The sequence below is a fragment of the Haemophilus sp. oral taxon 851 str. F0397 genome (assembly GCF_000242295.1).
GTDB lineage: Bacteria > Pseudomonadota > Gammaproteobacteria > Enterobacterales > Pasteurellaceae > Haemophilus.
In genome coordinates, this window is record NZ_JH591070.1 from 83,439 (window position 1) to 107,500 (window position 24,062).

At 38.8% G+C, this 24,062-nt stretch carries 20 protein-coding genes; 14 read left to right on the forward strand and 6 right to left on the reverse strand.

Annotated elements, in window-relative coordinates:
* Positions 1-26 precede the first annotated feature (26 nt).
* From HMPREF9096_RS06720 to HMPREF9096_RS06710, 3 genes are all read left to right on the forward strand, one after another.
* The gene (locus HMPREF9096_RS06720; protein ID WP_009499998.1) at positions 27-647 is read left to right on the forward strand and encodes a DUF1919 domain-containing protein; all 621 of its coding nucleotides are present in this window, start codon (positions 27-29) and stop codon (positions 645-647) included.
* 90 nt (positions 648-737) lie between these two features.
* Positions 738-1,436, forward strand: a complete 699-nt coding sequence (gene rsuA, locus HMPREF9096_RS06715; RefSeq protein ID WP_009499999.1) for a 16S rRNA pseudouridine(516) synthase RsuA — start codon at positions 738-740, stop codon at positions 1,434-1,436.
* 1 nt (position 1,437) lies between these two features.
* On the forward strand, positions 1,438-2,634 hold the full coding sequence (locus tag HMPREF9096_RS06710) for a Bcr/CflA family multidrug efflux MFS transporter (RefSeq protein ID WP_009500000.1): 1,197 nt from the start codon (positions 1,438-1,440) through the stop codon (positions 2,632-2,634).
* 32 nt (positions 2,635-2,666) lie between these two features.
* On the opposite strand, the gene HMPREF9096_RS06705 is transcribed toward HMPREF9096_RS06710, so the two are convergent.
* On the reverse strand, positions 2,667-3,467 hold the full coding sequence (locus tag HMPREF9096_RS06705; protein ID WP_009500001.1) for a hypothetical protein: 801 nt from the start codon (positions 3,465-3,467) through the stop codon (positions 2,667-2,669).
* Positions 3,468-3,564: 97 nt separating this feature from the next.
* On the opposite strand from HMPREF9096_RS06705, the gene HMPREF9096_RS06700 reads away from it, so the two are divergent.
* Together HMPREF9096_RS06700 and proA are read left to right on the forward strand one after the other, a co-directional pair.
* Positions 3,565-4,227 carry a trimeric intracellular cation channel family protein gene (locus HMPREF9096_RS06700; RefSeq protein ID WP_009500002.1) on the forward strand — a complete coding sequence of 221 codons (663 nt, stop codon included), beginning with the start codon at positions 3,565-3,567 and terminating at the stop codon, positions 4,225-4,227.
* A 15-nt stretch (positions 4,228-4,242) separates the two neighbouring features.
* Positions 4,243-5,496: a glutamate-5-semialdehyde dehydrogenase gene (proA, locus tag HMPREF9096_RS06695; protein ID WP_009500003.1), complete on the forward strand. Its 1,254-nt coding sequence runs from the start codon at positions 4,243-4,245 to the stop codon at positions 5,494-5,496.
* A gap of 77 nt (positions 5,497-5,573) precedes the next feature.
* Here proA and dnaJ read toward each other — a convergent pair whose 3' ends face one another.
* From dnaJ to dnaK, 3 genes are all read right to left on the reverse strand, one after another.
* Positions 5,574-6,722 carry a molecular chaperone DnaJ gene (gene dnaJ, locus HMPREF9096_RS06690; protein WP_009500004.1) on the reverse strand — a complete coding sequence of 383 codons (1,149 nt, stop codon included), beginning with the start codon at positions 6,720-6,722 and terminating at the stop codon, positions 5,574-5,576.
* A 62-nt stretch (positions 6,723-6,784) separates the two neighbouring features.
* Positions 6,785-7,189, reverse strand: coding sequence for a GyrI-like domain-containing protein (locus HMPREF9096_RS06685; protein WP_009500005.1), 405 nt, complete (start codon positions 7,187-7,189; stop codon positions 6,785-6,787).
* A gap of 230 nt (positions 7,190-7,419) precedes the next feature.
* Positions 7,420-9,327 carry a molecular chaperone DnaK gene (gene dnaK, locus HMPREF9096_RS06680; protein ID WP_009500006.1) on the reverse strand — a complete coding sequence of 636 codons (1,908 nt, stop codon included), beginning with the start codon at positions 9,325-9,327 and terminating at the stop codon, positions 7,420-7,422.
* Between the two features lie 313 nt (positions 9,328-9,640).
* Here dnaK and HMPREF9096_RS06675 point away from each other — a divergent pair, with 313 nt between their 5' ends.
* On the forward strand, positions 9,641-11,080 hold the full coding sequence (locus tag HMPREF9096_RS06675) for a YdgA family protein (protein WP_009500008.1): 1,440 nt from the start codon (positions 9,641-9,643) through the stop codon (positions 11,078-11,080).
* Positions 11,081-11,147: 67 nt separating this feature from the next.
* On the opposite strand, the gene mgsA is transcribed toward HMPREF9096_RS06675, so the two are convergent.
* Complete coding sequence (gene mgsA / locus HMPREF9096_RS06670; protein WP_009500009.1) at positions 11,148-11,606, reverse strand: methylglyoxal synthase; 459 nt, start codon at positions 11,604-11,606, stop codon at positions 11,148-11,150.
* A 302-nt stretch (positions 11,607-11,908) separates the two neighbouring features.
* On the opposite strand from mgsA, the gene aceE reads away from it, so the two are divergent.
* The 8 genes from aceE (at position 11,909) to hda (ending at position 23,713) form a co-directional block, all read left to right on the forward strand.
* On the forward strand, positions 11,909-14,569 hold the full coding sequence (aceE, locus tag HMPREF9096_RS06665) for a pyruvate dehydrogenase (acetyl-transferring), homodimeric type (protein ID WP_009500010.1): 2,661 nt from the start codon (positions 11,909-11,911) through the stop codon (positions 14,567-14,569).
* A gap of 63 nt (positions 14,570-14,632) precedes the next feature.
* A complete protein-coding gene (gene aceF / locus HMPREF9096_RS06660; RefSeq protein WP_009500011.1) occupies positions 14,633-16,528 on the forward strand; it encodes a pyruvate dehydrogenase complex dihydrolipoyllysine-residue acetyltransferase in 1,896 nt (631 codons plus the stop codon).
* Between the two features lie 110 nt (positions 16,529-16,638).
* Positions 16,639-18,063 (forward strand): dihydrolipoyl dehydrogenase, encoded by a 1,425-nt coding sequence (gene lpdA / locus HMPREF9096_RS06655; RefSeq protein ID WP_009500012.1) that lies wholly within the window; start codon positions 16,639-16,641, stop codon positions 18,061-18,063.
* Between the two features lie 158 nt (positions 18,064-18,221).
* Entirely contained in the window at positions 18,222-18,764 is a 543-nt protein-coding gene (gene apt / locus HMPREF9096_RS06650) for an adenine phosphoribosyltransferase (protein WP_009500013.1), read from the forward strand.
* Positions 18,765-18,775: 11 nt separating this feature from the next.
* Positions 18,776-20,842, forward strand: coding sequence for a DNA polymerase III subunit gamma/tau (dnaX, locus tag HMPREF9096_RS06645; RefSeq protein ID WP_009500014.1), 2,067 nt, complete (start codon positions 18,776-18,778; stop codon positions 20,840-20,842).
* A gap of 123 nt (positions 20,843-20,965) precedes the next feature.
* Positions 20,966-21,592, forward strand: a complete 627-nt coding sequence (gene upp / locus HMPREF9096_RS06640) for a uracil phosphoribosyltransferase (RefSeq protein ID WP_005634809.1) — start codon at positions 20,966-20,968, stop codon at positions 21,590-21,592.
* Positions 21,593-21,702: 110 nt separating this feature from the next.
* Positions 21,703-22,947: an NCS2 family protein gene (locus tag HMPREF9096_RS06635; RefSeq protein ID WP_009500015.1), complete on the forward strand. Its 1,245-nt coding sequence runs from the start codon at positions 21,703-21,705 to the stop codon at positions 22,945-22,947.
* A gap of 70 nt (positions 22,948-23,017) precedes the next feature.
* A complete protein-coding gene (gene hda, locus HMPREF9096_RS06630) occupies positions 23,018-23,713 on the forward strand; it encodes a DnaA regulatory inactivator Hda (RefSeq protein WP_009500016.1) in 696 nt (231 codons plus the stop codon).
* A gap of 28 nt (positions 23,714-23,741) precedes the next feature.
* On the opposite strand, the gene yciH is transcribed toward hda, so the two are convergent.
* Complete coding sequence (yciH, locus tag HMPREF9096_RS06625; RefSeq protein WP_032803281.1) at positions 23,742-24,062, reverse strand: stress response translation initiation inhibitor YciH; 321 nt, start codon at positions 24,060-24,062, stop codon at positions 23,742-23,744.

Sequence of the window (24,062 nt, forward strand, 5' to 3'; positions counted from 1 at the left end):
ACAAGAGAATCATAGAGGATAATAAAATGAATCCATTTCAAAAAATCAAAAGTGCGGTGAATAAATGCCAAAGATTTTTTATCAATCATTCATTACAACGTAAATTGACTAACCAAGGCATGACTGTCATTTCTGCCAATTGCGTGGGAGCTTTTATCTTACATGATTTGCACCAGCCGTTTAATTCCCCTTTTGTGAACCTCTATCTCTCACCACAGGATTTTTTGCGTTATTTACAAAATATGGATTTCTACCTCACTCAACCTCTCACATTCGTACAAACAGAAAAAAGTTATCCAGTGGGAAAACTTGCCGATCTTGAAATTCATTTTATGCACTATCACAGTGAGCAAGAAGCTGGTGAAAAATGGCAACTTCGCACGTCACGCATCAATTTAGACAATCTTTTTATTATCATGACAGATCGAGATGGTGTAACCGAAAAAGACATTCAACTTTTTGATCAACTCCCTTTTAAAAATAAAGTGATTTTTACTCACAAGCCCTGCCCTGCTTTTAAATCGGCTTATTATATAAAAGGCTTCGAGAAACAAAATCAGGTGGGAGATATTTTTGAATTTTCTGGCTGGAATGGGAAAAAATATTACGATCAATTCAATTACGTGAAGTGGTTTAATCAAGCTTAATAGATAAAGGCTGCATTGCAGCCTTTTTTGTTTCGTTCTAAAAGCAAAAACCTGTACAATGCCTAGCGAATTTTAACAAGAGAAAACATAATGAGATTAGATAAATTTATTGCTGAAAATACAGGATTAACGCGTTCTCAAGCAACAAAAGCGATCCGCCAAAGTGCGGTAAAAATTAATGGTGAAATTGTCAAAAGTGGCGCGGTACAAATTTCACAAGAAGATGAAATCTATTTTGAAGATCAATTATTAACGTGGGTGGAAAAAGGCCAGTATTTTATGTTGAATAAGCCACAAGGCTGTGTTTGTTCTAATGATGATGGCGACTATCCAACAATTTATCAATTTTTCGATTACCCTTTAGCGGGGAAATTACATAGCGCGGGTCGCTTAGATATGGATACAACAGGTCTCGTCTTGCTTACCGATGATGGACAATGGTCACATCGCATCACTTCGCCAAAACATCATTGTGAAAAAACCTATTTGGTAACTTTAGCTGATCCCGTAGAAGAAAATTACGCAACGGCTTGTGCAAAAGGCATTTTATTACGCGGAGAAAAAGAGCCCACTAAACCAGCAAAATTAGAAATTTTAGATGATTACAATGTAAATCTAACCATTTCTGAAGGCCGCTATCATCAAGTAAAACGTATGTTTGCCGCACTTGGGAATAAAGTCGTCGGATTACATCGCTGGAAAATTGGTAATGTAGTGTTGGATCAATCCTTAGATGAAGGGGAATACCGCCCATTGACTCAAAGCGAAATTGAAAGTTTGGTAAAATAATATGAATCAACAAAAATCGACTTTCATCTTTATTCTTACCCTCGGCATTCTCTCCATGCTACCGCCTTTTGGTGTGGATATGTATTTGCCGTCTTTTTTAGAAATTGCGAAAGATCTCGGTGTGAGCCCAGAACAAGTACAACACACGCTCACCTCTTTTGCTTATGGCATGGCATTTGGTCAGCTTTTTTGGGGACCTTTTGGTGATAGTTTCGGACGAAAACCGATCATTTTACTCGGTGTCATTGTAGGCGCACTAACAGCTTTGGTGCTCACCGAAATAAATTCAGTCGGAAATTTCACCGCACTTCGTTTTGTGCAAGGTTTCTTTGGTGCCGCACCTGTTGTGCTTTCAGGCGCATTATTACGTGATTTATTTAGTAAAGATCAGCTATCTAAAGTAATGTCAACCATCACGTTAGTGTTTATGCTTGCACCTTTAGTTGCACCAATTATTGGTGGTTACATCGTTAAATTTTTCCATTGGCATGCGATTTTTTACGTTATCTCACTCGTGGGATTATTAGCCGCTGCATTAGTCTTTTTCATCATTCCAGAAACCCATAAAAAAGAAAATCGCATTCCGCTGCGCTTAAATATTATAGCTCGCAATTTCCTTCTTCTTTGGAAGCAAAAAGACGTGCTCGGCTATATGTTTGCCGCCTCTTTTGGATTTGGCGGGTTGTTTGCTTTTGTGACTGCAGGTTCGATTGTCTATATCGGCATTTATGGCGTTCCCGTCGATCAGTTCGGTTACTTCTTCATGATGAATATCGTTACGATGATCTTTGCCTCCTTTTTGAATAGCCGATTTGTCACTAAAGTGGGCGCAGAAACAATGTTAAGGGTCGCTCTCACAATTCAATTCCTTTCTGGAATGTGGCTAATTTTGACCGCACTTTTAGATCTCGGATTTTGGCCAATGGCAATTGGCGTTGCCTTTTTCGTCGGTCCAAACCCAGTGATTTCATCAAATGCAATGGCATCAGCTTTAGAAAAATGTCCTCAAATGGCGGGAACAGCAAATTCTTTGATTGGCAGCGTACGTTTTGCAGTAGGTGCAATTATGGGAAGTTTAGTCGCGTCAATGAAAATGGATACTGCCGCACCAATGCTCTTTACTATGGGGGCATGTGTCGCGATTTCCGTGTTAGCATATTACTTTCTAACCAGCCGAAATTTAAAAAGCCGTAGGTAAATATCCCCACGGCTCAATGATTGTTTTCTTTATTAAGCGAAAATCATCCATAACGGTAAGCAAACCGCAATAAATAATAGGATAAATAAACTATTGGCAGATAATTTCCACTTTTGGAAACTATGCAGAATCAGAATAGCCGCAATAACAAAATGGCAAACAAAATAAATGATGTAAGCGAAAATACTGTCAGAATTAACCGCACTTTCCATGCCATTTAAAAGTAAAAATAAGAACATTGCTAAAGCATTTAAGGCGAGCAATATAATCATGGATAAGGGCAACAATGCAATAAAACCTTGTAAACGATTTCGTGCAATAACAAGCGCAAGATTTGTCAAAATCACGCCAGATAAAATAGGTGCAAACGGGTTATATTCAGCAAAAGCACTCGCAGGAAGCACGGTAAAAATCATTAAATAACTCAAGCAACCTAAACCCGCAATTAATGCAGCCATCAATAAAAAACTGTTACGGATTTTTTCAGTTTTTGGTTGTTTCCAAATAAAATACACAACAGAAAGACCACATACGCTCATCACATTAGTAAGTGTGTAATTATTCTGTAATAGGCTTATCAGCAACCACACCGCCCAATAAATAGCAAAAGTCAGATTAACTTTGATTAAACGACCACGTTGTCCTGGGCAAATTTCGCCGCGATAAAACACCAACAACGAAATTAGCTGCGCAACCAACACACCTACACCTAAATGAGGCATTGTTTGCGTTTCAGGTTGCAAAGAAAAAATAAATAGATCGATGCCAAGCACCATTGAGATAGACAATACCGCAAGCAATGCCGCGATATATTTAGAAGATTGTTCTGACATAATTTTGACGTCTGAAAAAATAATGCGCCATTATGCTAAAAATTCATTAAATTTTAAAGTAGAATGAAACTAATTATAACCGCACTTAGGTACAGAAATGTTACTTAGTATTTTATATATCATCGGCATCACCGCTGAAGGAATGACTGGTGCACTCGCAGCTGGTCGTGAAAAAATGGATATTTTTGGCGTGATAATTATCGCATCCGTTACTGCCATTGGTGGTGGCTCTGTGCGTGATGTACTACTCGGACATTACCCTCTCGGCTGGGTTAAGCATCCAGAATATTTTTTAATGGTGGCAAGTGCAGCGGTGATTACCGTATATGTCGCGCCATTCATCAATCATTTTATGCGCTATTTCCGCACTATTTTCTTGGTGCTCGATGCGATGGGTTTAGTGGTGTATTCCATTATTGGTGCACAAATTGCGATAGATATGGGACATAGCCTCACCATTGTAAGTATTGCAGGCTGTATTACAGGTGCCTTTGGCGGGGTTCTACGCGATATGCTATGCAATCGAATTCCTCTCGTATTCCAAAAAGAACTCTATGCCAGTATTGCGCTATTTGCCACGCTGACTTATTACGCATTAAGTACGCTTCAAGTAGAACATACGCTTGCCGTGTTACTCACACTTATTAGCAGCTTTACTTTACGCCTTTTAGCTATTCATTTCGAATGGGGTTTGCCGGTCTTTAATTACCAAGAACTCACATCGGAAGAACAAGATAAGCTGCCAAATAAAAAGAAATAAATAAAGGGAATAACTATGTTAGAACAAATGGGTAAACAAGCCAAAGATGCAGCATTTATCTTGGCTCAACTCACCACTGCTGAAAAAAATCGTGCATTATCCATTATTGCAGAACAACTCGAACAACAAGCACCGCTTATCTTAGCCGAAAACGCAAAAGATATTGAACTTGCTAAACAAAATGGATTATCAGATGCCTTGATTGATCGCCTACTGCTCACGCAAGAACGTTTGCAAGGCATTGCTAATGATGTACGCCACGTTATTTCACTTGCAGATCCTGTGGGGAAAATCATAGACGGCGGTACATTGGATAGCGGACTTAAAATCGAACGCGTACGCACTCCACTCGGCGTCATTGGCACAATTTATGAGGCTCGCCCAAATGTGACCATTGATGTGGCAAGTCTTTGCCTTAAAACGGGTAATGCAGTGATTTTACGCGGTGGTAAAGAAACACAGTTTTCTAACAAAATTTTAATCGAAGTTGTACAAAATGCTTTAGAGCAAGCCGGCTTACCAAAATTCGCTGTGCAAGCTATTACCGATCCAGACCGTGAACTCGTTATGCAATTATTAAAACTGGATCGCTATGTGGATATGATTATTCCTCGGGGTGGTGCGGGTTTACATGAATTGTGTAAACAACATTCGACTATTCCTGTTATTGTCGGTGGCGTGGGTGTTTGCCATACTTTCGTTGAAGAAAGTGCGGATCAAAATAAAGCAATTTTTGTTATTGATAACGCCAAAACACAACGTCCAAGCACCTGTAACACATTAGAGACATTATTAGTTCAACATTCTATTGCTGAAGAATTTTTACCAAAACTCGTCTCTCACCTTTACGCTAAAAACGTAAAATATCATGCAAAATCCACCGCACTTAATATATTGAAACAAGCGGGTGCGAATGTCTGCGAAGTGACAGAAAAAGAATTGCGCGAAGAATGGGGATCATTGGATTTGAATGTCGTTGTTGTAGAAGATATTCATGCCGCTATTGAGCATATCCGCCAATATGGTACGCAACATTCTGAAAGTATTTTAACTTCCTCACAAAACCTAGCCCGTCAATTTATTAATCAAGTCGATGCTGCTGCCGTTTATGTGAATGCAAGCACACGCTTTACTGATGGCGGACAATTTGGATTAGGGGCAGAAGTTGCCGTGAGTACTCAAAAACTTCACGCTCGTGGCCCAATGGGATTAGAAGCATTAACAAGCTATAAATGGGTTTGTGAAGGCGAATATACCGTTCGCAAATAACACCCAAAGTGCGGTAATTTTTAGAAGAGATTATTTGCATATAAAAAAGTCCGCGAAAGCGGACTTTTTCATTATCTTTATTTGTCAGATTTACCCAAGTTATCAAAGAATTTTTTCACACCGTCCAAAAATCCTGAAGATTTTGGTGCGTGTTTACTTAAATCTTTACCTTGTAAACTTTCTTCAAGTTTTTGGAGTAATTCTTTTTGTTCGCTGGTTAAATTAACGGGCGTTTCTACCACAATACGGCAAATTAAATCACCCGCATAACCACTACGTGTGGAGGCAACACCTTTGCCTCGCATGCGGAATAATTTTCCCGTTTGCGTTTCAGCTGGGATTTTAAGTTTCACTCTGCCATCTAAGGTCGGCACTTCAATTTCACCGCCAAGCGCAGCAGTAGTAAAACTAATCGGTACTTCGCAATATAAGTTGTTACCGTCACGTTCAAAAATATTATGTTCTCTCACGTGAATCACAACATATAAATCCCCTGCTGGCGCGCCATTTTCACCTGCTGCGCCTTTTCCTGCTAAACGAAGTTGGTTGCCCGTATCTACGCCTGCTGGAATTTTTACTGAAAGATTTTCTTTCTTATGAACACGCCCTTCTCCATGACAACTGCGACAAGGTTTTTCAATTTTCTTACCGCTACCATGACAAGTTGGACAGATACTTTCAGATACAAAGAAACCTTGCTGACGACGAATTCGACCAGAACCATGGCAATGCGGACAAGTTTCCACTTTAGAGCCTTTTTCAGCCCCTGAACCACCACAGCTATCACAATGTGCAAGGGTATTGATTTGAATATCTTTGGTTGTACCTTTTACAGCTTCTTCCAAAGTAATTTCTAAGTCATAGCGTAAGTCTTCTCCACGAACAACTCGTTGACGACCACGGCCACCGCCACCAAAAATATCGCCAAAGATATCGCCGAACATATCACCAAAATCAGCACCGCCAAAGCCGCCACCGAAACCACCAGCGCCACCACCTTGTTCAAAGGCTGCATGACCATATTGATCATAAGCTGCGCGTTTTTGATCGTCTCCTAATACTTCGTAAGCTTCATTAATTTCTTTGAATTTTTCTTCTGCTTCTTTGCTACCTTGGTTTTTATCAGGATGATGTTTAGACGCTAAACGTTTATACGCACGTTTAATATCGTTCTCACTCGCCCCTTTTTGTAACCCAAGGACTTCGTAGTAATCTTTTTTTGCCATAGTGTTTCCGTATTTTTATTTCCAAATATTTTGTCATTTCTGACCGCTTACATTCGCTATTTTTAGCAATGTGGGCAAATTGAAATGTAAATATCCACTTTTCCATTTGGATAATATTTCTCAAAATCCACTTTATAAGCACGTTTTAATAAGCCTTGCTTTTCTTTATTCCAAATGCGTTGCCACGTTTGAACTACTAATTCACAAGTCGTGGGGAAGATTTCATACCAAGTCAGATCTTCCATTTCAATGGTTGAAAAACTGCCTTCAGGTTTACTTTCTTGAGCAACAGCAACATCATAATAGCCCGTAAAATCCGATTCGTAATTCAGATAAACACCATAATAAGGCTCATTTTGAGGCAATTTTGCAAAATTATTCTGCCAAAGCTGTCCAATCTTTTCTGCGGGATTTTCCTTTGTGTTATGCGTACGAATTATAGCAAGTGGATAAAGTGTAAGTGGCATAACTATTCCTTAAATTTACAAAATTCTGGGTAAATTTGACCGCTTATAACAAACTCCCCTCTTTAGCAAAGAGGGGGGGAAGATTTGGCAGAAGTAAATTTAGCTCATAAGAAAATTTGATATCGCTATCAAATCTCCCCTAACCCCTCTTTTCTAAAGAGGGGGATCATTTATATACACCAAAAGGGCGTGTTTCCACGCCCTTTGTTTATGCTAAGAAGAGCGGTGAATTATTTATTATCTTTCACTTCTTCAAATTCAGCATCTACCACGCCATCATCTTTTGCTGATGATTGTTGTGGTTGCTCGCCACCAGCTTGTTGAGCTTTTGCTTGAGCTGCTTGCATTAATGGTTCAGAGGCTTTAATTACCGCTTCAATTTTCGCTTCAATCTCTGCTTTGTCTTCGCCTTTTGCTGCAGTTTCAAGTTCACTTACCGCTGCTTCAATTTTCTCTTTGTCTGCGGCACTCAATGCATCGCCAGCTTCTGCAATTTGTTTACGTGTTGCGTGAGCAATACCATCTGCTTGGTTACGAGCTTGAACAACTTCCTCAAATTTACGGTCTGCATCAGCATTTGCTTCTGCATCACGCACCATTTGTTGAATTTCTTCATCAGATAAACCAGATGATGCTTGAATACGAATTTGTTGTTCTTTACCCGTATTTTTATCTTTCGCAGATACGTTGATTACACCGTTTGCATCGATGTCGAAAGTGACTTCAATTTGTGGCATACCACGCGGTGCAGGATTAATACCTTCTAGGTTGAATTGACCTAAAGATTTATTGTCTGCTGCACGTTTACGTTCGCCTTGAAGAACGTGAATGGTTACCGCACTTTGGTTATCTTCCGCTGTTGAGAACACTTGCGATTTTTTGGTTGGAATCGTTGTATTTTTCTCAATTAAAGTGGTCATCACACCGCCCATGGTTTCGATACCTAAAGATAATGGGGTTACGTCTAATAAAAGAACGTCTTTCACATCACCTTTTAATACACCACCTTGAACAGCCGCACCGATTGCCACCGCTTCATCAGGGTTAACATCTTTACGAGCTTCTTTACCAAAGAACTCAGCAACTTTTTGTTGAACAAGTGGCATACGAGTTTGTCCACCCACAAGAATAATATCGTGAATTTCACTCACGCTTTTACCTGCATCTTTTAATACAGCTTTCAAAGACTCAATTGAGCTTGCCACTAAATCTTCTACTAATGCTTCTAATTTTGCACGAGTGATATTTAATGCTAAGTGTTTAGGGCCAGTCGCATCTGCAGTGATGTAAGGTAAGTTTACTTCAGTAGATTGCGCTGATGAAAGTTCAATTTTTGCTTTCTCTGCTGCTTCTTTTACGCGTTGTAATGCCATTGGGTCATTACGTAAATCGATGTTTTGTTCTTTTTTGAACTCATCAATAATGTAATCAATTACACGGTTATCGAAGTCTTCACCACCTAAGTGAGTGTTACCACCAGTTGCTAATACTTCGAAAGTTTGTTCACCATCAAAGTTATCAATTTCGATGATTGAAATATCGAATGTACCACCACCTAAGTCGTAAACTGCGATCACTTGGTTCTCTTTGCTTGAACCTAAACCGAATGCTAACGCAGCTGCTGTTGGTTCATTGATGATACGTTTAACGTCTAAACCTGCGATTTTACCTGCATCAATAGTTGCTTGACGTTGTGCATCGTTAAAGTATGCAGGAACAGTAATTACCGCTTCCGTTACAGATTCACCCAAGAAATCTTCTGCCGTTTTTTTCATTTTTTTCAATACTTCAGCAGAGATTTGCGGTGGTGCTAATTTATCACCTTTTACGTTTACCCAAGCATCACCATTGTCAGCACGAATAATTTCGAAAGGCATAATTTTAATATCGCGTTGAACTTCTTCGCTTTCAAAACGACGACCAATTAAACGTTTAATCGCAAACAATGTATTTTTCGGGTTAGTGATTGCTTGACGTTTTGCAGGCTGACCCACTAAGGTTTCATTATCTGTATAAGCAATAATTGAAGGGGTAGTACGTGCGCCTTCTGCATTTTCAATTACGCGCGCTTTGTCGCCGTCCATTACTGCTACACAAGAGTTTGTTGTACCTAAGTCAATACCAATAATTTTTCCCATTTTGTACTCCTAGTAAAAATTTTAAAATTCGGGTTTGAACTTATAAACGTCTCAAAATAGCCTCTATCACAAATATTTTTGAAACATCTACAAGCCCTATTTGTTACGAATTGTAAGATGTGGATATTCTTTCGCATTTCAAGAGAAAATTTTAAAAATTTTTTATTTCTTAAAGTGCGGTGATTTCCGTTCTTGTTTTCAAGATAAGTCTCAAATGATTAACTTCAAGGGGAAAACAAAAATTTTCAGGCAAAAAAAAGGGATTTGTGATAAATTTGGCGAAAATTTTTACTTTAAAATAGGAAAAAAATAAATGAAAAAATCAAAAATTGCTGCAGGCGTAATCGTTGCTCTTGCTGCCGTTTGGTGTACTGGCGCATGGTTTACAGGGAAAAAAGCTGAAGAAGAATATTTGAATCAACTAAAACAGCTAAATCAACTATTTGCCAAAACTGAGGCATTAGAAGAAAGTAAAATTTTTTATAAAAATATAAAATTTGATAGAGGATTATTTGCGTCTCATATTCAAGATCAAATAGAAATCCACAAGGCAAATGAAACGATCATTATTCCTTTATCATCAACACTTTATCACGGTCCTTTGCCGCTTGATCGTGTGGCAAAACTGAATTTCGTTCCAACCATTTTTTCAAGCCAAACCTTGTTAGGAAAAAATGAAACAACTCAAGCACTCTTTGACATCACAAAATCAGAGAAACCGTTACAACTTAATTTCGCAATGAATTATGCCTTAAACAGTAATGCGGAATTAAAACTTACATCGGGGCAATATCACAATGAGCAATCTAAGGCTGACTTTGATTGGTCAAATGTCGTATTAAATGTTGATTTAGACAAAAATGAACCAAGCAATTATACGCTATCGGTAGATGCATTTAATTCAAATGACCCAAATCATGCAGTTTCAACCGCTTCATCAATTAAAATAAAAGATCTTGTCGTACAAGGCTCACTACAAAGCACAAAATGGCCATTTATTTATAGTGGAAATATCAATAGTAAAATAGGCTATTTTGAGCAAAATACCGAATCTGCAGAAACTGGCGAAAAATTCTCTCTTATTCAGAAAAACAGCCAAGCAAATTTAACTACACAAGTTGAGGGTGATACAGTAAATATCATCAATAAAACAAATCTGGATGAATTAAATATTAACGGTAACAACTTAGGTAAAGTGACCAACAATGTAGAATTCAACCATATTGATGGCAACGCATTACAAGAACTTTTAAACATTTTAGTAGCAATAGGCAAGGCTGATTCAGATATGCCGTTACCTAAACCATTGGTGCAAAAATTACAACAAGCAGGCATGGTCATTGCAAATAATCAGCCTCAAATTAAATTAGCTCCTCTTTCTATTTCTGATGAAAAAGGCAAAGTGGCATTAGATCTGAACATTGCTTTAGTGCCAAATCCTAAATTTGATTTAATGCGCAGCGGCTTATACAAACAATTCAAAGATTTTTCGATCAATTTTGATGTGAATAAAGAAACCGCGATTTCATTATTATCTAAATTTGTACCAGAAAATCAAAAACAAGATTTAGTTTACAGAATGGACGAATTAATTGCTGAAGACGAAGCAAATGGCATTATCGTAAACACCGATAAAACCGTCACATTAACGCTTGCTTTAGAGAATAACGAATTGAAACTAAATGGTAAGCCAATCCCAGAAGAACAGTTGAAAATGGTACTCTTTATGCTTGTGATGGGGGGCTTTGGATGATAACAAAACAGGGCGATAAATTGTCGCCCTGTTTTACGATGAAGAGCAGTCAATATTCTTTATCTTTTTAAGCTAAACGCTCTTCTAAATACCCTTCATAATCTGGCACTTCAATTTCGACATCTTGTTCAAATAAAACTGAAGTTAACATAAAATCTGCGGAGCTTTGATTAATCGCAACAGGGATATTCCACACTGTTGCAATACGCATGAGGGCTTTCACATCGGGATCATGTGGTGCGGCATTCATTGGATCCCAAAAGAAGATCATCATGTCGATTTTCTTTTCTGCGATTAATCCACCAAGTTGTTGGTCGCCGCCCATCGGACCACTTAATAAAGATTGAATGCTTAAACCAGTTTCTCGTTCTAAAATATGGCCTGTTGTACCTGTTGCATAAAGTATATGTGGCTTAAGTGCCTCTTTGTGTTTTTGCGTCCAATTCAGTAAATTTTTTTTGCAGCTGTCATGAGCCACAAGTGCAATACGTTTGTGTTGAGTGAGCGTTCGAGTCGTTATATGCATGATTGATTCCTTTTTGAAAAAGTTTGAAAAACTTTAAAGCAAAGCCCTATAGAATGCAATGTTTTACTTATGATTTTAATAGGCTTTACAAAAGGCGAGAAAAATTACCGCACTTTCAAAAGATTACCGATTAACACAGTACTCAACAGGGATATTTGATGAAAATTTACTATCTTTCTCTCAAAAAATCTTCTAAAATTTACAAGATTTGTTAAATGTTTGTAAAAAAGCAAGCATTTCTGATATTCGTGTTTAGTGCTTACTAAACTAATGTTCACTTAATTAACAGATAAGGAAAACCTATGTCTGAGATTTTAAAAAATGACGTTGATCCAATCGAAACTCAAGATTGGTTACAATCATTAGATTCTTTGATTCGTGAAGAAGGCGTAGAACGTGCACAATATATTATTGAGCAAGTTATCGGTCAAGCACGCACTAACGGTGTTTCATTACCGACAGGTGTAACGACCGATTATGTCAATACTATCCCTGCTTCTGAACAACCTGCTTACCCAGGTGATCATGCTATTGAGCGTCGTATTCGTTCTGCTGTGCGTTGGAATGCTATTGCTATGGTATTGCGTAGTCAGAAGAAAGATCTTGACTTAGGTGGTCATATCTCAACTTTCCAATCTGCTGCAACCATGTATGAAGTTTGCTATAACCACTTCTTCAAAGCAGCAACCGAGAAAAACGGTGGCGACTTAATTTTCTTCCAAGGCCATGCTGCTCCAGGTATGTATGCGCGTGCATTCTTAGAAGGTCGTTTAACTGAAGAACAAATGGATAACTTCCGTCAAGAAGCCTTTACCGATGGTTTATCTTCATATCCACACCCTAAATTAATGCCTGAATTCTGGCAATTCTCTACGGTTTCTATGGGTTTAGGCCCAGTGAACGCAATTTATCAAGCGCGTTTCTTAAAATATCTTGATAACCGTGGCTTAAAAGATACCAAAGATCAAAAAGTCTATGCATTCTTAGGCGATGGTGAAATGGATGAAATTGAGTCTAAAGGTGCATTAACTTTTGCGGCTCGTGAGAAATTAGATAACCTAATCTTCACTATCAGCTGTAACTTACAACGTTTAGACGGTCCGGTTAATGGTAACGGTAAAATCGTTCAAGAATTAGAAGGATTATTTACTGGTGCAGGCTGGGAAGTGATTAAAGTTTTATGGGGCAGCGATTGGGATAAATTATTTGCGAAAGATACTTCAGGTAAATTAACTCAGTTAATGATGGAAGTGGTTGACGGTGATTATTTAACCTTTAAATCTAAAGATGGTGCTTATGTTCGTGAACACTTCTTTGGTCGTTATCCAGAAACCGCTGCATTAGTTGCAGATATGACCGATGATGAAATTTGGGCATTACGCCGTGGTGCACATGATAGCGAAAAATTATATGCAGCCTATGCAAAAGCACAAAATGCAACGAAACCAGTTGTAATTTTAGCGCATCAAGTTAAAGGTTATAAAATTCCTGAAGCAGAAAGTAAAAACACCGCTCACCAATCTAAAAAAATGTCTTACGAAAGCCTTAAAGGTTTCCGTGACTACTTCGACTTACCATTGACTGATGAGCAAGTAGAAAAATTAGAATACATTAAATTTGCTGAAGGCACGCCTGAATACGAATATTTACATGGTCACCGTAAAGCATTAAACGGTTATGTTCCTGCTCGTCGTACTAAATTTGATGTAGAATATAAAGTTCCTGCATTAGAAGAATTTAAAGCATTATTAGAAGAACAACCGCGTGGTATTTCAACCACAATGGCGTTTACTCGTGCCTTAAATATCTTATTAAAAGATAAAAACATTGGTAAAACTATCGTTCCAATGATTGCTGATGAAGCACGTACTTTTGGTATGGAAGGTTTATTCCGTCAAGTTGGTATTTATAACCCACATGGTCAAAACTATGTTCCTTCAGATCGTGACTTAGTTGCTTACTACCGCGAAGCAAAAGATGGTCAAGTGCTACAAGAAGGTATCAATGAATTAGGTGCAACCGCATCTTGGTTAGCTGCAGCGAACTCCTACTCTGTCAATAACCAACCAATGATTCCATTCTTCATCTATTACTCAATGTTTGGTTTCCAACGTGTGGGCGATATGATGTGGGCGGCTGGTGACCAATTAGCTCGTGGTTTCATGGTGGGTGGTACTTCTGGTCGTACGACATTAAACGGTGAAGGCTTGCAACACGAAGATGGCCATAGCCATATTCAAGCAGGTATCATTCCTAACTGTGTCACTTACGACCCATCATTTGCATTTGAAGTTGCTGTAATTATGCAAGACGGTATTAACCGTATGTATGGCGAAAAACAAGAAGATGTATTCTATTACATGACAACATTAAATGAAGTCATGGATCAACCTGCAATGCCAGCTGGTGCAGAAGAAGGTATCTGTAAAGGTTTATACAAATTTGAAACAGTGGAAGGTAAAAAAGGCAAAGGCCACGTTCAATTGTTAGGTTCTGGTGCTATCATGCGTCATGTTCGTGAAGCGGCACAAATTCTTGCAAAAGATTATGGTGTCACCTCCGATGTATTCTCAGCACCTTCATTCAATGAATTAGCGCGTGAAGGTCACGATGCTGCACGTTGGAATTTATTACACCCGACAGAGACACAACGCGTGCCATACGTTGCTCAAGTATTAGCTGATTTACCAACCGTTGCTTCAACTGACTATGTTAAAGCATACGCAGATCAAATCCGTGCATTCGTACCAAGTCGTCATTATCATGTGTTAGGTACAGATGGTTTCGGCCGTTCAGACAGCCGTGCAAACTTACGTGAACACTTCGAAATTGATGCACGTTATGTTGTGGTTGCTGCACTTTCTCAATTAGCGAAAGAAGGTACAGTATCTAGCCAAGTTGTTGCAGATGCGATTGCGAAATTCGGTTTGAATGTAGATCGTATCAATCCGCTTTACGCGTAATTGATGAAAACTGCGGTCAAAAAACATCGTGTTTTATGACCGCACTTTAAAAGGAACAAAAAAATGTCAAAACAAATTCAAATTCCTGATATTGGTAGTGATGAAGTTACAGTAACAGAAGTCATGGTAAACGTAGGCGATACCATCTCTGTTGATCAATCTATCATTAACGTTGAAGGTGATAAGGCTTCAATGGAAGTGCCTGCACCAGAAGCGGGTGTTGTAAAAGAGGTTTTAGTCAAAGTCGGTGATAAAGTCACAACAGGCACCCCAATGCTCGTATTAGAAGCAGCGGGCGCAGCACCAGCGCCTGAAGCACCTGCAGCACCAGTAGTTGCTACTGCGCCAACTGCGTCGGCAGTTGTTGAAGTAAACGTACCAGATATCGGTTCTGATGAAGTAAACGTTACTGAAATTATGGTTAAAGTGGGTGATAGTGTTGAAATTGATCAATCAATCATCAATGTTGAAGGCGATAAAGCTTCAATGGAAGTTCCAGCACCAATCGCAGGTGTGGTAAAAGAAATTTTAATTAATGTTGGCGATAAAGTTTCAACTGGTAAACTCATCATGAAATTTGAAACTGCATCAGCTGCTCCAGTTGCTGCATCAGTACCAGCTCAAACAGCTGCACCTGTAGTTGCCACAACATCTGCAATTAAAGATGTGAATGTGCCAGATATCGGTGGTGATGAAGTCAATGTGACTGAAATTATGGTTGCCGTTGGTGATACTGTTTCAGAAGATCAATCATTAATTACCGTTGAAGGTGATAAAGCGTCAATGGAAGTTCCTGCTCCATTCGGCGGTGTAGTAAAAGAAATTCTCGTGAAATCAGGTGATAAAGTATCGACTGGTTCACTAATTATGCGCTTTGAAGTGGCAGGCTCAGTACCTGCAGCAGCCCCGGTTGCGCAAGCTACAGCTCCAGTACCAACAGTGGCACCAGCTTCTGCAGCACCAACACAAGGTGGTAACGTGTCAGGCTTAAGCCAAGAACAAGTGGTGGCAAGCGCTGGCTATGCGCATGCTACTCCTGTTATTCGTCGTTTAGCACGTGAATTTGGCGTAAACTTAGATAAAGTAAAAGGTACAGGTCGTAAAGGTCGTATCGTTAAAGAAGATATCGAATCTTATGTTAAGACCGCAGTTAAAGCTTATGAAAGCGGTGCAACAGCACAAGCTGCTGGCAATGGCGTAGCGAATGGCGCTGGCTTAGGCTTATTACCATGGCCAAAAGTTGACTTCAGCAAATTTGGTGAAGTAGAAGAAGTTGAATTAAGCCGTATCAATAAAATTTCAGGCGCTAACTTACATCGTAACTGGGTAATGATTCCACATGTTACTCACTTCGATAAAGCTGATATCACGGATTTAGAAGCATTCCGTAAAGAACAAAATGCGTTAGCAGAAAAACAAAAACTTGGTGTGAAAATCACGCCAGTTGTATTCATCATGAAGGCGGTAGCGAAAGCATTAGAAGCGTATCCTCGTTTCAACAGCTCAATTACCGAAGATGCACAACGCTTAATCCTGAAAAAATATATTAACATTGGTGTCGCAGTAGATACGCCAAATGGCTTAGTAGTGCCTGTATTCAAGAACGTGAACAAAAAAGGCATTATCGAACTTTCACGTGAATTAATGGAAGTATCGAAAAAAGCACGTGAAGGCAAATTGACTGCATCTGATATGCAAGGTGGCTGTTTCACCATTTCAAGTCTTGGTGGTATTGGTACAACTCACTTTGCACCAATCGTAAACGCGCCAGAAGTGGCCATCCTTGGTGTGTCTAAATCATCAATGGAACCAGTATGGAATGGTAAAGAATTTGCGCCACGCTTAATTCTTCCAATGTCATTATCATTCGACCACCGTGTCATTGATGGTGCGGATGGTGCACGATTCATCAGCTATATCGGTGCTGTATTAGCAGATTTACGCCGTTTGATTATGTAATAAAGCCCCTTTCTTCTAACTTAGGAGAAAGGACGTTTTAGCAAATCCATTATGATCGCAAAGATCGCAAAAAGTGCGGTCAATATTTTGAACGTTTTTACGAGGTAAAAATGAGTAAAGAAATTAAAACCCAAGTCGTCGTACTTGGTGCTGGCCCAGCAGGTTATTCTGCGGCGTTCCGTTGTGCGGATTTAGGTTTAGAAACTGTATTAGTTGAACGTTATTCAACTCTTGGTGGGGTATGTTTAAATGTAGGTTGTATCCCATCTAAAGCATTGTTGCACGTAGCAAAAGTGATTGAAGAAGCAAAACACGCAAGTAAAAATGGTATTTACTTTGGTGAGCCAAGAATTGATTTAGATGAAGTTCGTGCAGGTAAAGAAGCGGTTGTTGCTAAATTAACCGGTGGTTTAGCGGGTATGGCAAAAGCGCGTAAAGTCACTGTTGTTGAAGGCTTAGCTGCATTTACTGATCCTAATACTTTAGTCGCGCGTGACCGTGATGGCCATCCAACTACAATCAAATTTGATAACGCGATTATTGCAGCAGGCTCTCGCCCAATTGAATTACCATTTATTCCACATGAAGATCCACGTATTTGGAACTCAACTGATGCGCTTAAATTAAAAGAAGTACCTAAAAAACTTCTCATTATGGGTGGCGGTATCATCGGTTTAGAAATGGGTACGGTTTACCACGCATTAGGTTCAGAAATTGAAGTTGTGGAAATGTTCGACCAAGTTATCCCTGCAGCGGATAAAGATGTTGTTGCAATTTACACCAAACAAATCGAGAAAAAATTCAAGTTAATGCTTGAAACCAAAGTGACTGCTGTTGAAGCAAAAGATGATGGTATCTACGTTTCAATGGAAGGCAAAGCATGCAATGACACCAAACGTTATGATGCGGTGCTTGTCGCTATCGGTCGTGTACCAAATGGCAAATTGATTGATGCAGGTAAAGCAGGCGTTGAAGTAGATGATCGTGGTTTCATTCATGTCGATAAACAAATGCGCACCAATGTGCCACATATCTACGCTATTGGGGATATTGTAGGTCAACCAATGCTAGCGCACAAAGGTGTTCATGAAGGCCACGTTGCTGCAGAAGTCATTGCGGGACAAAAACACTACTTCGATCCTAAAGTAATTCCATCCATTGCTTATACCGAACCAGAAGTGGCTTGGGTAGGTAAAACAGAAAAAGAATGTAAACAAGAAGGTTTAAACTACGAAGTCGCTAAATTCCCTTGGGCAGCATCAGGCCGTGCGATTGCTTCTGAATGTTCAGAAGGTATGACGAAGTTAATCTTTGATAAAGATACTCATCGTGTACTTGGCGGTGCAATCGTGGGTTCTAACGGTGGGGAATTATTAGGTGAAATCGGTCTTGCTATCGAGATGGGTTGCGATGCAGAAGATATTGCATTAACTATCCACGCTCACCCAACTTTACACGAGTCTGTTGGTTTAGCTGCGGAAGTATTTGAAGGCTCAATCACCGACCTTCCAAATGCAAAAGCAAAGAAAAAATAATTTCTATTTAAGAAGTTTTAATTTATCTTAAATTATAAATTCAAACCTAAATAAAAATCCCCAATAGGGGATTTTTATTTTCCTACCTTTTTATTTTTTTATGATAAGATACCATCCTAAAAACGTTTCTTTTTTTACCGCACTTTTGAGCATTATTTATGACTACACAACTTGATTTAATTAAATCTTCTATCAAATCAATTCCTAACTATCCAAAAGAAGGCATTATCTTCCGCGACATTACTACCCTTTTAGAAGTTCCAGCAGCTTTTAAAGCAACAGTAGATCTTATTGTGGAACAATATCGCGATAAAGGAATTACCAAAGTGCTTGGAACTGAATCTCGTGGTTTTATTTTTGGCGCACCTGTTGCCCTAGCACTTGGTTTACCTTTTGAATTAGTACGTAAACCTAAAAAATTACCGCGCGAAACTATTTCTCAATCTTATCAATTAGAATATGGTCAAGATACTTTGGAAATGCACGTTGATGCAATTTCAGAAGGTGACAATGTTTTAATCATTGATGATTTATTAGCAACAGGTGGCACCGTTGAAGCAACGGTAAAATTAGTTCAACGTTTAGGTGGAGTGGTAAAACACGCTGCATTTGTGATTAATTTACCTGAATTAGGTGGCGAAAAACGCTTAAATAATTTGGGCGTTGATTGCTATACACTCGTCAATTTTGAAGGTCATTAATTAATAATTCGATGAGCTATCAAGTCTTAGCCAGAAAGTGGCGACCAAAAACATTTGCTGATGTCGTTGGGCAAGAACACATTATCACGGCATTAGCAAATGGATTAAAAGATAATCGACTACATCACGCTTACCTCTTTTCAGGCACCCGTGGTGTAGGGAAAACCTCTATTGCCAGATTATTTGCAAAAGGATTAAATTGCGTACATGGTATAACGGCTACACCTTGTAGTGAATGTAAAAATTGTAAAGCCATTGAGCAAGGCAATTTCATTGATTTAATTGAAATTGATGCGGCATCCCGCACAAAAGTTGAAGACACGCGCGAATTATTAGATAACGTGCAATATAAACCAGTTGTGGGCAGATTTAAGGTTTACTTAATCGATGAAGTCCATATGCTATCTCGTCATTCATTTAATGCGTTGCTCAAGACTTTAGAAGAACCACCAGAATATGTAAAATTCTTACTCGCGACAACGGATCCACAAAAATTACCTGTAACTATTCTTTCTCGCTGTTTACAATTTCATCTCAAAGCATTAGATGAAACGCAAATCTCCCAGCATCTTGCCCATATTCTGACGCAAGAAAATATTCCTTTTGAAGAACCTGCATTAGTTAAACTTGCAAAAGCGGCGCAAGGAAGTATTCGTGATAGCTTAAGTTTAGCCGATCAAGCCATTGCTATGGGTGACCGACAAGTTACTAATAGTGTTGTAAGCAATATGTTAGGGTTGCTTGATGATAACTATTCTGTTGATATTTTATATGCCTTACATCAAGGCAATGGTGAACTCTTAATGAGAACACTGCAAAGAGTTGCAGATGTAGCAGGCGATTGGGATAAATTACTTGGCGAATGTGCAGAAAAATTACATCAAATTGCACTCATGCAACTTCTTCCACAAAAATCTTCAGATGACAATGAACATTTTTCATTTTTAGCCAAACATATCTCTCCAGAAGATGTTCAGTTTTTTTATCAAGTCATTGTTTCTGGTAGAAAAGATTTATCAAATGCGCCAAATCGTCGTATTGGCGCAGAAATGACACTATTGAGGGCATTGGCATTCCACCCAAAGTTCCTTACGGCAGTACCAAAGGCTGACACCACTATTACTCCACCGCCATCAACTCCAAGTGCGGTTGAAAATACGGGTAATTATGTGGATGTACCGGTACTGTCACAAAGTATCAAATCAGCTTATTCTCAAGCAAAACCAAATAAAACGAGCATTCCAAATTTAGCAAGCCTTTCGGCTTTAGATGCGCTGGAACATTTAACACAACTCGAAAACCAAGAACGTCAAGAACACAAAGCTGAATCATTAGCTGCAGTAAGTGAAACTTTACATCATATCCAAGAACTGGATGAAGAAAAATCTCATAAAAAAATGACCGCACTTCCCGTGCGAGAAATGACTGAGCCGAAGCCCAAGCACATAGAAAAGTCAACATCACTACCAAATGCCGAACAGGCTCCACAAGAAAATAGCACAGAAGAAAACTCAAGTGATGATAGTGCAGAAATTACTCAAGATGAGCAAGAAATCTTGAGTGCTGACACCTATCGTTGGGAATGGAGCAATCCAGAACTTGCTAAAGCCGATACAGGCGTTCGTCCTTCCGATATAAAACAGGCTATTTTGAAAGATATTACGCCTGAATTACGTTTAAAAATCATTACCCAAACTCAACAACAAAATGAGTGGGCAGATATAGTTGAACGTTCGGGTGTAACAGGATTTAGCAAAGAATTAGCGTTAAATTGTTTCTTACAAAGCAAAACTGATGATGAAATCAATCTTGGACTACATTCAGAAAAATCTCATTTACGCCAAGACAGAAGTATAAAAAATTTGGTTGAAGCTTTAAGCAAATTGCAAGGTAAAGATATTCGATTAACAATTAATATTGATGATAGCAATGTCACGACTCCAATTGAATATCGTCGTAATATTTATCAAGCATTGCGGGAAAGGGCGCAAAATGAGTTGCAAAAAGATAGTAAATTACAAATTCTGCTTAATGAATTTGATGCAAAATTAGATACAGAGAGTATTCGACCAGTTTAAAGATAATATTGTATTGAGAACTCCCGTTTCAAGTCAGAATATTTTTATAAACCTCTACCATTTTGTCTTTTTTTAATCTAGAATTCGTCAATTTGTTTTTTAAGAGTCAAAAGGAGAGTGAAAATGAAACTGGTTGAAGTAAAACACCCACTTGTAAAACACAAACTTGGTGTAATGCGTGAAGCTGAGATTGATACAAAAAAATTCCGTGAACTGGCAACAGAAATCGGTAGCCTACTAACCTATGAAGCAACGTCTGATTTAGAAACTGAAAAAGTAACAATCAACGGTTGGAATGGTCCAGTAGAAATCGATCGAATTAAAGGTAAAAAAGTAACGGTTGTACCAATTTTACGTGCAGGTTTAGGTATGATGGATGGTGTACTTGAACACGTACCAAGCGCACGTATCAGCGTAGTGGGGATCTACCGTAATGAAGAAACCCTTGAACCCGTCCCTTACTTCCAAAAATTAGCTAGCGATTTAGAAGAGCGCCTTGCAATTGTTGTCGATCCAATGCTTGCAACTGGTGGTTCAATGATTGCAACCCTTGATCTTCTAAAAGCAAAAGGTTGCAAACACATCAAAGTATTAGTATTAGTCGCTGCGCCAGAAGGTATTAAGGCTCTTGAAGCTGCACATCCTGACATTGAACTTTACTGCGCTTCTATTGATAGCCACCTAAATGAACATGGTTACATTATTCCGGGTCTAGGTGACGCGGGTGATAAAATTTTTGGGACCAAATAATCCCCCAAAATAAAAAATGGACGGCATTTTCTTGCCGTCTTTTTGTGTACGTGAAACACAAGAAAAACTGACCGCACTTTAAGTTAATTCAAACAGAGAGTTGAAACTAAATGACAAATCAAACTTCTTCTTTCCCTTCGGAAAAACAAAGTACATTAAAACAATCATTCGTTGGCCTACAAATGCTCTTTGTCGCATTTGGTGCGCTCGTTCTTGTACCATTAATTACAGGCCTTGATTCCAATACGGCATTATTAACCGCTGGCGTTGGCACCCTACTCTTCCAACTTTGCACAGGCAAACGAGTTCCTATTTTCTTAGCCTCATCTTTTGCCTTTATCGCGCCGATTCAATATGGTGTTCAAACTTGGGGCATTGCGACCACTATGGGTGGTTTAGCATCTGCTGGTCTTGTATATCTAGCGCTAAGCACGTTAGTAAAATTACGCGGAACAGAAGCATTACAACGCATTTTCCCACCGATTGTAGTTGGTCCAGTGATCATTATCATTGGTATGGGACTTGCCCCTGTGGCTGTTGATATGTCACTAGGCAAAAATAGTGCTTATGCGTATAACGACGCTGTATTAGTTTCAATGGTAACTCTTCTTACTACTTTATCTGTGGCAGTATTTGCCAAAGGATTGATGAAACTCATCCCAATTATGTTTGGTATTACTGCGGGCTATATTTTATGTTTATTCCTAGGTTTAATTAATTTCCAACCAGTGATTGATGCGCCTTGGTTCAGCTTACCAAAATTAACTGCGCCTGAATTTAACTTAGAAGCTATTCTTTATATGTTACCAATTGCCATTGCACCTGCAGTAGAACACGTGGGCGGCATTATGGCAATCAGCTCTGTAACAGGTAAAGACTTTTTAAAAAAACCAGGATTACACCGCACTTTATTGGGAGACGGCTTAGCAACTGCAGCTGCATCTTTAGTGGGAGGGCCACCAAATACAACCTATGCGGAAGTAACTGGTGCAGTAATGTTAACCCGAAATTTCAACCCTAATATTATGACTTGGGCTGCGGTTTGGGCTATTGCCATTTCATTCTGTGGAAAAGTTGGTGCATTCCTATCAACAATTCCAACTATAGTAATGGGTGGAATTATGATGCTTGTTTTCGGTTCAATCGCGGTCGTGAGCATGAGCACCTTAATTCGTGGCAAAGTTGATGTTACCGAAGCGCGTAATCTATGTATTATTTCTGTCGTCATGACATTTGGTATCGGCAATATGTTTGTAGATGTGGGTAACGTATCACTAAAAGGTATCAGCTTGTGCGCGATTGTTGCTATCATCTTAAACCTTGTTTTACCGAAAGCAAAAAATGAAGTAGAATAAGGCTCCTTTTAAAAGGGTTAAATACCAATTTAGCCCTTTTTCTTACTTATAATCTCTAATACATAAATATTTGAATAAGCAGCTTCCCTTACCCATTCATCAAATTGATGATGCCACATTAGAAAACTTTTACGGCGATAATAATCTTTTATTGCTCGATTCTTTACACAAAAATTCGGCTGAATTAAAACAACAGTTTTTCTATATTTGGGGAAATAAAGGTTCTGGAAAAACTCATCTTCTGAGAGCATTCAGTAACGAATATTTAATCAATCAACGTACTGCTATTTATGTGCCACTCAGCAAATCTCAATATTTTTCTACCGCAGTTCTTGAAAATCTAGAACAGCAAGAATTAGTGTGCCTAGATGATGTACAAACTGTGATCGGCAATGATGAATGGGAATTAGCTATTTTTGATCTATTCAATCGAATTAAAGCGAGCGGAAAAACGCTTTTGCTTATTAGTTCAGACAAATCTCCTTCCGCACTTTCTGTAAAATTGCCTGATTTGAACTCTCGTTTGACTTGGGGTGAAATTTATCAATTAAATTCTTTAACTGACGAGCAAAAAATTAGTGTGCTGCAACATAACGCTTATCAACGAGGAATTCAATTACCCAATGAGACGGCTAATTTTTTACTTACACGACTAGCACGAGACATGCACACATTATTTGAAGCGCTTGATCTACTAGATAAAGCCTCTTTACAAGCGCAACGAAACCTTACGATCCCTTTCGTTAAAGAAATTTTAAATCTTTAACAAAAAAGGCGCTAATGCGCCTTTTTAATCATCCACCTGATAATTTAACGGTAAACCCTTTTTGCTCTAACAATTGTTTGAGCAAATCACGCTTTTCACCTTGAATCTCAATAATGCCATTTTTAACTGAGCCACCACATCCACAACGTTTTTTTAGTTCAGCAGCTAATTTTTTCAATTCCTCATCAGATAAATCTAAACCAGTTATAACCGATACGCCTGCACCTTTTCTACCACTTGTTTGTTTTTGGATACGTACAATACCGTCTCCTTTTGGGCGAACTACAGAAGCCTTTTCCTCTTTAATTCTCCCCACATCGGTTGAATACACTAAAATAGAATCTGACAT

Coding starts and splice junctions, on each gene's coding strand:
- HMPREF9096_RS06720 (WP_009499998.1), top strand. CDS start 27: ATGAATCCATTTCAAAAAATCAAAAGTGCGGTGAATAAATGCCAAAGA.
- rsuA (WP_009499999.1), top strand. CDS start 738: ATGAGATTAGATAAATTTATTGCTGAAAATACAGGATTAACGCGTTCT.
- HMPREF9096_RS06710 (WP_009500000.1), top strand. CDS start 1,438: ATGAATCAACAAAAATCGACTTTCATCTTTATTCTTACCCTCGGCATT.
- HMPREF9096_RS06705 (WP_009500001.1), bottom strand. CDS start 3,467: ATGTCAGAACAATCTTCTAAATATATCGCGGCATTGCTTGCGGTATTG.
- HMPREF9096_RS06700 (WP_009500002.1), top strand. CDS start 3,565: ATGTTACTTAGTATTTTATATATCATCGGCATCACCGCTGAAGGAATG.
- proA (WP_009500003.1), top strand. CDS start 4,243: ATGTTAGAACAAATGGGTAAACAAGCCAAAGATGCAGCATTTATCTTG.
- dnaJ (WP_009500004.1), bottom strand. CDS start 6,722: ATGGCAAAAAAAGATTACTACGAAGTCCTTGGGTTACAAAAAGGGGCG.
- HMPREF9096_RS06685 (WP_009500005.1), bottom strand. CDS start 7,189: ATGCCACTTACACTTTATCCACTTGCTATAATTCGTACGCATAACACA.
- dnaK (WP_009500006.1), bottom strand. CDS start 9,327: ATGGGAAAAATTATTGGTATTGACTTAGGTACAACAAACTCTTGTGTA.
- HMPREF9096_RS06675 (WP_009500008.1), top strand. CDS start 9,641: ATGAAAAAATCAAAAATTGCTGCAGGCGTAATCGTTGCTCTTGCTGCC.
- mgsA (WP_009500009.1), bottom strand. CDS start 11,606: ATGCATATAACGACTCGAACGCTCACTCAACACAAACGTATTGCACTT.
- aceE (WP_009500010.1), top strand. CDS start 11,909: ATGTCTGAGATTTTAAAAAATGACGTTGATCCAATCGAAACTCAAGAT.
- aceF (WP_009500011.1), top strand. CDS start 14,633: ATGTCAAAACAAATTCAAATTCCTGATATTGGTAGTGATGAAGTTACA.
- lpdA (WP_009500012.1), top strand. CDS start 16,639: ATGAGTAAAGAAATTAAAACCCAAGTCGTCGTACTTGGTGCTGGCCCA.
- apt (WP_009500013.1), top strand. CDS start 18,222: ATGACTACACAACTTGATTTAATTAAATCTTCTATCAAATCAATTCCT.
- dnaX (WP_009500014.1), top strand. CDS start 18,776: ATGAGCTATCAAGTCTTAGCCAGAAAGTGGCGACCAAAAACATTTGCT.
- upp (WP_005634809.1), top strand. CDS start 20,966: ATGAAACTGGTTGAAGTAAAACACCCACTTGTAAAACACAAACTTGGT.
- HMPREF9096_RS06635 (WP_009500015.1), top strand. CDS start 21,703: ATGACAAATCAAACTTCTTCTTTCCCTTCGGAAAAACAAAGTACATTA.
- yciH (WP_032803281.1), bottom strand. CDS start 24,062: ATGTCAGATTCTATTTTAGTGTATTCAACCGATGTGGGGAGAATTAAA.